The 10880-nt window shown below is 31.9% G+C and carries 7 protein-coding genes; 6 read left to right on the top strand and 1 reads right to left on the bottom strand.

Annotated features, from left to right (window positions below; translation table 11 throughout):
* The first annotated feature begins 654 nt into the window (after positions 1–654).
* The 5 genes from JOD07_RS13515 (at position 655) to JOD07_RS13495 (ending at position 8415) form a co-directional block, all read left to right on the top strand.
* Positions 655–1410 carry a glycosyltransferase family 2 protein gene (locus JOD07_RS13515; protein ID WP_204614321.1) on the top strand — a complete coding sequence of 252 codons (756 nt, stop codon included), beginning with the start codon at positions 655–657 and terminating at the stop codon, positions 1408–1410.
* A gap of 156 nt (positions 1411–1566) precedes the next feature.
* Complete coding sequence (locus JOD07_RS13510; RefSeq protein ID WP_204614320.1) at positions 1567–3834, top strand: O-antigen ligase family protein; 2268 nt, start codon at positions 1567–1569, stop codon at positions 3832–3834.
* Between the two features lie 66 nt (positions 3835–3900).
* Positions 3901–5319 carry a sugar transferase gene (locus JOD07_RS13505; protein WP_204614319.1) on the top strand — a complete coding sequence of 473 codons (1419 nt, stop codon included), beginning with the start codon at positions 3901–3903 and terminating at the stop codon, positions 5317–5319.
* Positions 5320–5385: 66 nt separating this feature from the next.
* On the top strand, positions 5386–6453 hold the full coding sequence (locus JOD07_RS13500) for a mannose-1-phosphate guanylyltransferase (protein ID WP_204614318.1): 1068 nt from the start codon (positions 5386–5388) through the stop codon (positions 6451–6453).
* A 108-nt stretch (positions 6454–6561) separates the two neighbouring features.
* Positions 6562–8415: a polysaccharide biosynthesis protein gene (locus JOD07_RS13495; protein ID WP_204614317.1), complete on the top strand. Its 1854-nt coding sequence runs from the start codon at positions 6562–6564 to the stop codon at positions 8413–8415.
* Between the two features lie 63 nt (positions 8416–8478).
* Here the strand turns inward: JOD07_RS13495 and JOD07_RS13490 are convergent, their stop codons facing one another.
* Positions 8479–9492, bottom strand: a complete 1014-nt coding sequence (locus JOD07_RS13490; protein ID WP_204614316.1) for an HD-GYP domain-containing protein — start codon at positions 9490–9492, stop codon at positions 8479–8481.
* A 211-nt stretch (positions 9493–9703) separates the two neighbouring features.
* On the opposite strand from JOD07_RS13490, the gene JOD07_RS13485 reads away from it, so the two are divergent.
* Entirely contained in the window at positions 9704–10834 is a 1131-nt protein-coding gene (locus JOD07_RS13485) for a glycosyltransferase family 4 protein (RefSeq protein ID WP_204614315.1), read from the top strand.
* Positions 10835–10880: the final 46 nt, after the last annotated feature.

Raw genomic sequence — 10880 nt, 5'->3', positions numbered from 1 at the left:
ATCGGTTATATGACTCCTCAACAGCTTGAAGATGCTTTAAGAAAAACTGCATAAAAATTTGAGTTTTTGTGTCTACTATATTGACATAAATCCATAAAGAGATTTTAAATCCGATGAAATGAACCAAAAGTGTGCACTGACATTATTTATATTTATACTATCAAAAATGGGATGGATTTATCTTGACACAGTTATAAATCTCTATAGCAGAAAGATTATTTGGTATGCATATGAAATATCAATACTGCAGACTTAGTAGTAAGTCACTAGAGAATTGCTGCTAAATGTAAAATCAACAAAAGGAATAATATTTCATGGTGATTTCGGAACACAGTACACAAGTCAAAAGTTTCAAGAGTTGGTATCAAAAAAGGAGATAATGCATTCCTTTAGTCGTAGGTGAATCTCCCATGCTAATACTTGTATTTAATCCTTTCATTTTATCCTTAAGAAGGAAGAAGTCAACCATAATAACTACTATGATTTTAAATCTGCTCGTATGGAAATATTTGAATTTATTTACTCCTGGTATAATTGAAAAAGGATTCATGGCTCCATTTATGATATGACTTCTAATTCAGTTCATGAAAGAGCTGCATAGAAGTTAAACTTTTTGTGTCTATTCTATTGATATAAGTCTATAAGGAGAGAATTATGTATATTAATGATTTAGTTAGTATTATTACTCCAGTTTATAATGCTGAGCAATTTATAAAGCAAACCATTCAATCTGTAATTCAACAAACTTATGAAAAGTGGGAAATGATTATTGTAGATGATTGCTCGACTGATAGTTCATATGAAATAGTAATGAGTTTAGCTAAAAATGATGATAGAATTAAATGTTTTAGGTTAAATAAGAATTCAGGAGTAACTGACGCGAGAAATGTTGCATTAAGAGAGGCGAAAGGAGAATTCATTTGCTTTTTAGATGCAGATGATTTGTGGGTTAGTCATAAGTTACAGCGACAGCTAGATTTTATGAAAGAAAATCAATATGCAATTTCATTCACAGCCTATGAATTAATTGATAAAAATTCAAGATCACTAAAAAAAATAGTGAATATACCTAAAAAAGTAACATATAATCAATTGCTTAAAGGGAATGTTATTGGTTGCTTAACAGTTATGATAAATAGATCATTAACTGGTGAGTTTTTTATGCCTAAAGTTAGACATGAAGATTATGCCACTTGGCTTTCACTATTAAAAAGAGGTTATAATGCATACGGAATTAATGAAGTACTTGCTCAATACAGATATATGCGTACTTCTTTATCGGGAAATAAATTTAAAGTATTTAAGTGGACATGGAATATTTATCGTAAACACGAAAATTTATCAATTGTAAAGTCACTATATTATTTTATAAATTATTTAATTAAGTCAATACGTAAACACTATTTATAAAGTTTAGTCAAAATATAGAGTCATGCGAGAAATAAATAATTAATTTTTATTGATATAATGTAGCATATTCTAATAATATGTTATAATAAAAAGACTCATGAAGTAATTTTTCTTGAGTCTTTTATAATGTTCTAAATATACAGAGGAGAGTTTAAGGTGAGTAAATTTAAAAAATATCTAATAAGGTTGTGCATGATCTCAATTCCTTTCATGAGCATCAAAAATTTTTTCAATATAATTGAATTTAATACTTCTTTAGCGGATTTTATTCTATTAATCTATGTTATAATGACACTTTTACAATTACGAAAATTTAGTATAAAAAGATACTTCCCACAATGTAGGATTTTTTTCTTGCTAGGCATATGGATGATATTTTCTAATATTTTAGCAATATACAATCCTAACATTAATTCTACTGGTTGGATGGGAATGATAAGTGAAGGAATTAAAATTGGAATTTCAGGCCTTTATTTTTATATAGGCTATTATATTTTGAAAGAGGGCAATAGTTTCATATCCACTTTAAAATTTTGGACAATTACATGTATAAGTGTTTGCTTTATCGGAATAATTGCTGTTATTATGTATTATCAAGGTTCACCTTTAGAATTTCATACTTTAGTAAATGGATCAAGAAGTAGTGCTGTTTTTGTTGGTACATTAACAGATCCTAATTTAGCAGCTTTATACTTAACCATTTCTTTCTATATTAATCTCATGTGGATTAAGACAGATATTAACACATTTGAAAAATATATTGGTATATTAGTCTTAATTCTTATTCCTATATGTTTACTACTGACTGTTTCACGAGGAGGAATAATTGGTTTTGGATGTTCTATTTTCGTGTATACTATTTTGCATTTTCATAATTTCAATAAAAAATTACTTGTTATTATACCGTTAGTAGGTGTTCTTTTTTTTGCATGGATAGATATAGATTCAACTTATTTAAATGGTTCTTTGTTGGAACGTTTTACAGGAAAGATAGAACAAGTTACAGAGAAGACCGGAGAATTTGAAATTCGAAAAAATTTAACCATATCTGCTTTAAATATGGGGAAAGATCACTTTTTTACGGGAGTAGGAAGAGGAAATTATCCTTTGAATTCAGCCAGATATTTAGATGAAATGGGGATTGAGGATTTATCTCCATACAAAATTGGTGAATCAATGAAAATTCCTCACAATACATTAGCAGGTATATTTGCAGAATTAGGTATAGTCGGACTTCTCCTATATCTTGGGGTATTTATATTATTAGGTATAAGAGTATGGAGAAATCGATATTTAAAAGAACACAAAGTTTTTATGTGTATTCTTATTCCATTGTTTTTAGGTATATTTGTTGAGAGTTTGCCTCTAAATATTGAAAATTTTCGGGGGCTTTGGTTCTTGGTAGGATTATTATTAGCATTAGAAGAAGAAAAGTCTTACGAAATTATAAAAGATTCTACTGATTCTATAAAAACAAGTGATAGAAAAATTATTATTGGTACTTTAGCTGCTTTATTGTTAATGGGAGTAATATATGTTGATGCAGCTAGAAAAAGTTATATTTTTAAATCTATAGAATTATCTTCTAATAATTTATTTGAAGTAGCTATTCCTATAGATAATTTTAAAGAAGATCAAATAATCTATTATAATATACAAGCTAATTCACCAGATATAAATTATAAGGCAGCAAATATTCAGATAGTTGAAATTCAACAGGATAAAAGTGAAAAAGTGCTTCAAGAATATTCATACTGGAAGGCTAGAGGTGAAGCGAGAGTTTATATTGATCCTTCTGATAATACGAGTCAAATACTATTAAGAGCTAGAGCGACAGATATAGAAGAAACCAGTGCAGTAATTAAAGATATTGGATATATAAAAGATGATAAAAGAAAGTCACTTTTGAAGAAATACTTCTTACTTCCTGCTTGGCTTTATGAAATATTCGAACAAAGAAATTGGCTTGTTGATAGAGAAGCCACACAGACGCCTAAAGAAGAATTATGGGAAAAACAATTAAATATTGTTATGGGCGATTCTGTTGTATTGCAAAAAATAAGATATGAAGAAATAGAAGATAACAAAGTAAAACTTCGTTTCACTTTTAAATGCGAAAAGCCAATGGATATTGATTATATTATGTGGCTGCACGGAAAACCGGATAATATTAATTTACTATCAGAGGATAGAATACAATATGGATTTGCAAACTTTGATCATTTATTATCACCGGAGACATCTACATGGGAAGTAGGAAAAGAGTATATCCATGAATATATTCTTCCAGTTAATCAAGGAACATGGGATTTAAATTTTGGACTTTGGAAAAGTGAAGGAGAGAAGATCTATAGATTATATATAGATAATGATGAAAAGAAATCCGGGCTTTATATAGGACAAGTTTCCTTTGATAAGAGATAATACTTTACAAAAATATTGAAACACTGTATCCTATTATGTAGGATTTAGTCAAATGAGGTGTGGACAGTGGATATAATAACTAAGAATAAGAGAATTTTTAAAACGGGAACAATAGTTGTAGATATTTTATTGATTGTAGTAAGTTACTTATTAGCATTTAGAATCCGATTCAAGGGAGAACCTTCTAGTCATACATTTGATCCTTTTGTTAGTTCATTACCCTATATATGTGTTGCTGCTGTTATTCTTTTTTATGTATATGGGATGTATTCAATTCTTCAAAAAACTGTATGGGAAACTCTTTTAACGATTGTACTGATTACGATTATCTTAACAATTATTAGTATGGCAGTTACTTTCTTTATACGTGGTTTTGGATTTCCGAGAACTGTTTTTGCATATGGGGCTATTTTGCAAGTTATTCTTTTAAGTATTTGGCGAACCCTTATTTTAAAGGTTAGAAGACGATTACATGGTAAGCAATCTATTCTGATTATTGGACATGGACAAGAATTAGAAGAAGCAGCAAGAAAGATTATCATGTCTGCAGGCCATTTATATGAAGTCAGATATTTATTTGATTTACAGAAGGATTTTAAGTTAGCGCGGAAGTTAATTAATGATGTAGAGCATGTTTTTATTTGCTCTGATCTTGCAGAGCAAGATAAATCTAAAATTTTTTCTTACTGTGTGTCAGAGAATAAAAATATGTTTATCATTCCTGATTTGTTTGAGATAAGTATAAAGAATGCTTCTTTATATCAGTTTGATGATATTCCTCTTTTTAGAGTTCAGCATCTTACGTTGACCAGTGAGCAAAAGCTTATAAAAAGAATATTTGATTTAATCGTATCAGGAGTTGCAATTATTATTACTGCTCCTATTATGCTGATTATAACTATTGCAATTAAAATTTCATCTCCCGGACCTGTTTTATTTAAGCAAGAGAGGGTAACAGAAGGAAATAGAACATTTAATGTTTATAAATTTCGAACGATGGTTAAAGATGCGGAGAAATTAACAGGCCCCGTGTTAGCCTCAGAAAAAGACCCTAGAATTACGCCAATAGGACATTTCCTCAGATCAACTAGACTAGATGAGCTGCCACAATTTTTTAATGTATTCTTGGGCCATATGAGTATTGTTGGACCTAGACCGGAAAGACCTTATTTTGTAGAGAGATTTATAAAAGACATGCCTGACTTTGAATATAGAGTATCTGTAAAGGCAGGAATTACAGGGTTGGCACAAGTACTTGGGAAATATACTACAACTCCACAAGATAAGCTTAGATATGATTTGCTATATATAAGGAACTATTCTTTTTGGCTAGACATTAAATTAATTTTGCAAACGATTAAGATAGTTTTTGTAAAGGAGAGTTCCATCGGTTTAAAGGATGATATGGACTTTGATAGTGTTTTAAAGGAGTTAAGTTATAAAAAAGTTTTACGAAAAGGTTATATAGAATTGCAAAAAAGCTAGTATGATAAAGATACTGGCTTTTTACTTATAAATATAAAGAATCAGAAAGGGAGGATAGTATAGAATATGAAACGTTATTCAGTTATTATGGCAGGTGGGGGAGGTACTCGTTTCTGGCCATTATCAAGGCAAGCCTCCCCTAAGCAATTGCTTAATTTAAGTGGTAATGATGTGATGATTAATGAAACGATTAATCGTATTAATCCTTTAGTACCTTATCATCAAACCTTAATCGTAACCAATCAAGTTCAGGAAGAGATTATGAAAGAAGTTGTTATTGAAGAGATCCCTAAAAGTAATATTCTCTTAGAACCTATTGGCAGAAATACTGCACCTTGTATTGGATATGCTGCTATGGTGCTAAGAAAGAGAGAACAGGATGCTTTAATGTGCGTACATCCTTCTGACCACTTTATTAAAAATGAATCGGAATTTATAAAGATACTGGATAAATGCTTTGATTTAGCTGAATCTACGAACAACCTGATTACGATTGGTATTAAGCCGACTTTCCCTTGCACAGGATATGGCTATATTCATATGGGAAAAGAAATAGATCAAAATGTATACGAAGTTGAGGAATTTGTAGAAAAACCAAATATTCAAAAGGCCAGGGAATATTTAGACAGCGGAAAATTCTTATGGAATAGCGGTATGTTTGTATGGAAAGCTTCTACTATTTTAGATAATATCAAAAGATTTTTGCCTAAACTCTATGATAAACTGCTAGAATTGGAGCAATATATAGATACAGAGGAAGAAGCAAAAGCGCTTGCTGCTCTTTATCCTCAGATGCAAAACATTTCGATTGATTATGGTATTATGGAGAGAAGTAATGAAGTTCTTGTGGTTCCAGGAGATTTTGGATGGAACGATGTGGGCAGCTGGGATAGCCTTGGCAGCATTTATGAAGCAGATGAACGAGGGAATATAATTGTCGGTGACCATATTTATATTGATACGACGAACACCATTGCTTATGGAAAAGAGCATTTGATTGCCGCTTTAGGAGTGGATAATCTGATTATCGTACATACTCCTGATGCTACTTTGGTTTGCCCCAAAGACAGAGCGCAGGATGTAAAGTTGATCGTGGATGAGTTAAAGGCTAAAAATAGAAATGAATTATTATAGACCAAAACCCTTTTCATGTTTCAAATGAGCATGAAAAGGGTATTTTTAAATCTAATTATTTGATATAATAATAAAAGTTCAATGAATATGATGAATGGTGGAGAATTTATGAAAAGTAACATAAGAAAAATAGGGATTTTTAGTGTAGACATTATTTTGATCAATCTATCTATTATAATAGCATATTATTTGCGTTTTGGCCTTAGAATGCCTCTTGATTATCTAAAAGTTTATTTTCAAATGGCTGTTTTTGTAACTTTTATAAAGCTGCTTGTGTTTTATTATATGGGGTTGTATCGACCAATTTGGAAATATGCCGGTATTGATGAGATAATTAATATCTTTTTTATGGTCTGTATTGCCAATGGAATGATTATTATTGGTATTTATTTTCTAAGTTTAAATGTTCCGCGTTCTATTTATGTAATTGCTACGTTGATAGATTTATTCTTTATTGGGGGAACCAGGTTTATAAAGCAGATTTATAATCGATTAACCTTTCAAGAAAATATCTTTGTAAAGCGAAAAAGAAAGCGAGTTATGATTGTTGGAGCAGGAGAAGCCGGAGGATTATTGATCCAAAGTTTTAAAAACCATCCTTCTTCCAACCGTGTTCCCATATGCTTGGTGGATGATGATTCTCATAAATTAGGAAGAAAGATTAATGGCGTTCCTGTATTGGGCAATAGAGACATGATTTCATTTTTAGCTTACGGGAAGAAAATTGATGAAATTATCATAGCGATACCTTCCATTAATAAAAAGGATTTGGCAGAGATTATTCACGAATGCAAAAAGACTCAATGTGCTATTAAAGTTGTTCCTTCTATAAATGAAATTAAAGAGTTTACTGGTAATATTCAGGACGTACTTCTCCAAAAAATGAGACAGGTCAATATTGAAGATTTACTTGGCAGAGAACCGGTTGATTTAAATATTGAGGAAGTATCCAGTTATATTGAAAGCAAAGTGGTTTTGGTTACAGGAGCAGGTGGATCCATTGGTTCTGAGCTTTGTAGAAATATTGGAAGATTTAACCCCAGTAAAGTAGTGATGCTGGATATATCTGAAGAAAATCTGTATAATTTAGAAAATGAATGGAAGATTCATTATCCACATATTCCTTATGAAACAGTGATCGCCAGTATCAGGGAAGAAGATAGACTTAGGGAGGTTTTTGCGACATATCATCCGGATATCGTATTTCATGCTGCTGCCCATAAACATGTGCCATTGATGGAAAAGAATCCGGGAGAAGCAATTAAAAACAATGTTCTGGGGACGTGGAATCTGGTTAAAGTTGCTCATTTATTTAATGTAAAGCGTTTTATATTAATTTCTACGGATAAAGCCGTAAATCCCACTAATGTTATGGGAGCCACCAAGAGGCTCTGTGAGATGATTATACAAGGAATTAACGAAGTAAGTAGCACGGAATTTGCTGCCGTACGTTTTGGAAATGTTCTGGGAAGTAGTGGTAGCGTAATTCCTTTGTTTAAAAAGCAAATAGAACAGGGAGGGCCTGTTACAGTTACCCATCCGGATATTATTCGTTATTTTATGCTCATACCGGAGGCAGCTCAATTGGTTATTCAGGCAGGTGCTATGGCAAAGGGCGGAGAAATATTTGTATTGGATATGGGAGAACCAGTTAAAATTGATAAATTGGCAAGGGATTTGATTCGCTTATCAGGATTTAAACCAGATGAAGATATAAAGATCGAATATACCGGGCTTCGACCGGGAGAAAAGCTTTATGAAGAGCTTTTGATGGCAGAAGAAGGATTAAATAATACGAAGTATCAAAAGATTTACATTGCAAAGCCAATGAAGATTACAATGGAAGAAATAGAAGAGAAAATAGAGATTCTAAAAGAAGTACTTGATAAAGAGGACAAAGAAATAATAAAGGCATTGCAGACAGTTGTACCTACGTATCATACTTCCAATGATTTATTCTGATGTTTTTTAGAATATAAAGCTATGAATTGCTAAAAGCCAAGGAAATGTTCCTTGGCTTTTGGATTAGACTTCAAAATTCATTGTTATTCTCTCAAATAACTCTTTAAATTCTCCTTCATTTTCTAAAAACACATCTGTAATTTCCGGATCAAAATGGCTGCCTTTGCCCTCTTTGATGATTTCAAGACTTTCTTCGTGGCTGTAAGGTTCTTTATAGACTCTTTTTGAGCGCAGGGCATCATATACATCCACTAAAGCCATAATTCTTGCGCAAAGGGGGATTTCTTCTTTGGACAAACCGAAAGGATAGCCTTTTCCATTCCATTTTTCATGATGATAATACGTGATATCTATTCCAAATTCTAAAAATTTATTATTAGGGTATTTCTTTTGAACTTCTAAAAGGGTATTGGCTCCGATGACTGTATGCCGCTTGATCACCTCAAATTCTTCATTAGTAAGTTTACCTGGTTTCAGGAGGATACGATCGGGAATACCTACTTTGCCTATATCGTGTAATGCGCTGGCTTTATAAATATTCTCAATGAAACGATCATCAATGTAATTGGCGTATTTTGGAAGATGAAGTAATTTTTCAGTTAAAAGCTTACACAGAACAGAAACTCTTTCAATATGTGTTCCTGTTTCATCGTCTCTGGATTCAGATAATTTAACCAGGGCATAAATGGTTGCCATATGGGAGTCAGAGATTTCTTTGGTGATAGCGTTGTTTTTTTCATATTCTTTCTTGGAATAGTCGGAGAGGAAACCTATGATTAAAGACATTAATACAAAGAATAACAGTCGAATGATCCAGTTAAGAGGTTTTTGCTCAGTATGGGAATCAGCAAACAATGGCATATATGGACCCAATAGTAATCCGCTTATTATAGCATGAATGAGTCCTTTAATTTTTCCATTGGTGAATGTAGCTAAAATAATTGGTATATTCATAAAATAAGGGTATGCAGTATGGGTTCCGCCACTCATATAAATGATAAAAGCAATTAAAATGGAAAGAAGATATGAGAAGATGAGTAGCTGATAGTTTTTAATGCTTTTAAAATGATTCCACATAGGCATATCCCCTTTATCACAATCTAGTCTAGTGTACTAGAAATTTGAATCTTTTTTCCTAAATTTCAGCATTATTCTATAATTATTATAACATACTACTGATTTTACCCAAATAAAAAAAGTCAAAAGTACTATTTCGGATGATGATTTTTTACTAATTTGTTATGTGATATAATTAAATGACAAAAATTAAACTTTAAATGGAGGAAATATGAAAAAAATTTTGCTAATTGCCAGTGTCGATTTTCATTTTACATCTTTTCATATCCCCTATATAGAATATTTTCAGAAGCGGGGAGCAGAAGTACACATTGCTGCAAGATCGGGGGAAAGGACAAAAGAATTAGAATCCATGGGAGTCATTTTTCATCCCATAGATTTTTCGAGATCCCCATATTCGCCCAAATTATTTAGAGCTTTTGCTGAGTTGAAAAATTTGATGGCAACAGAGCGATTTGATTTAGTGCATGTCCATACTCCTGTAGCTGCTTTTTTGGGTCGATTTGTAGCTAAAATCACAAAGACTGAGCCGGTTTTATATACTGCCCACGGCTTTCATTTTTATAAAGGAGCACCGATTTTAAATTGGCTTATTTATTATCCTATGGAGAAAATGGCAGCTCGCTGGACCCATGGACTTATTACAATTAATCATGAAGATTATGAAAGAGGAAAAAGCTTTCATTTAAAAAGAAAAGATGGTTTATTCTATGTCCATGGAGTAGGATTATCTCTGGAAAACTATTCTGTTCCTCAGAATTTTGATAAAGAAGCACAGAAAGAAGCAATGGGTTTTAAAGAGTCAGATCAGTTATTGGTTTGTGTCGGAGAATTTACGAAGAATAAGAATCAGAGGCAAATTATTCATGCTATGCAAGAAGTAGTGAAAATAGATCCAAGTATTCATTTGCTTTTGGTTGGGCGAGGAGAAGAAGAAGAGCATTTAAAAAGCTGGGTAGAGAAGTTAAATATATCTAAAAATATACATTTCCTCGGTTACAGAAGAGATATTCCCGGAATTTTATGGGCGGGAGATGCGTTTATTTTAACTTCCAAAAGAGAAGGATTACCCAGGGCTGTGATGGAGGCTATGGCAGCGGGACTGCCTATTATTGCTACGGATATAAGGGGGAATAAGGATTTAATAACCCATGGTGAGGAAGGGTATCTTGTGCCAATAGGGGATATAGAAAAAACAAAGGAAGCCATTTTGAAAATCATGAAAGATTCTGAACAAGTTAAAGAAATGAGGCATAAAGTAAAAGAAAAAATTAAAACGTATTCAATTGAGAATACTCTTTTGGAAATGGATAAAATATATAGAATCTTTATTAATATGTAAGAAGTTCAAATTGCCATAAGCCCAGCATTGAAGAATAATGGTATTT

Origin of the sequence: Defluviitalea raffinosedens (genome assembly GCF_016908775.1) — a bacterium.
GTDB lineage: Bacteria > Bacillota > Clostridia > Lachnospirales > Defluviitaleaceae > Defluviitalea > Defluviitalea raffinosedens.
Note: the sequence above shows the minus strand (reverse complement) of the source record. Positions and strands in the feature narration are given on the sequence as shown.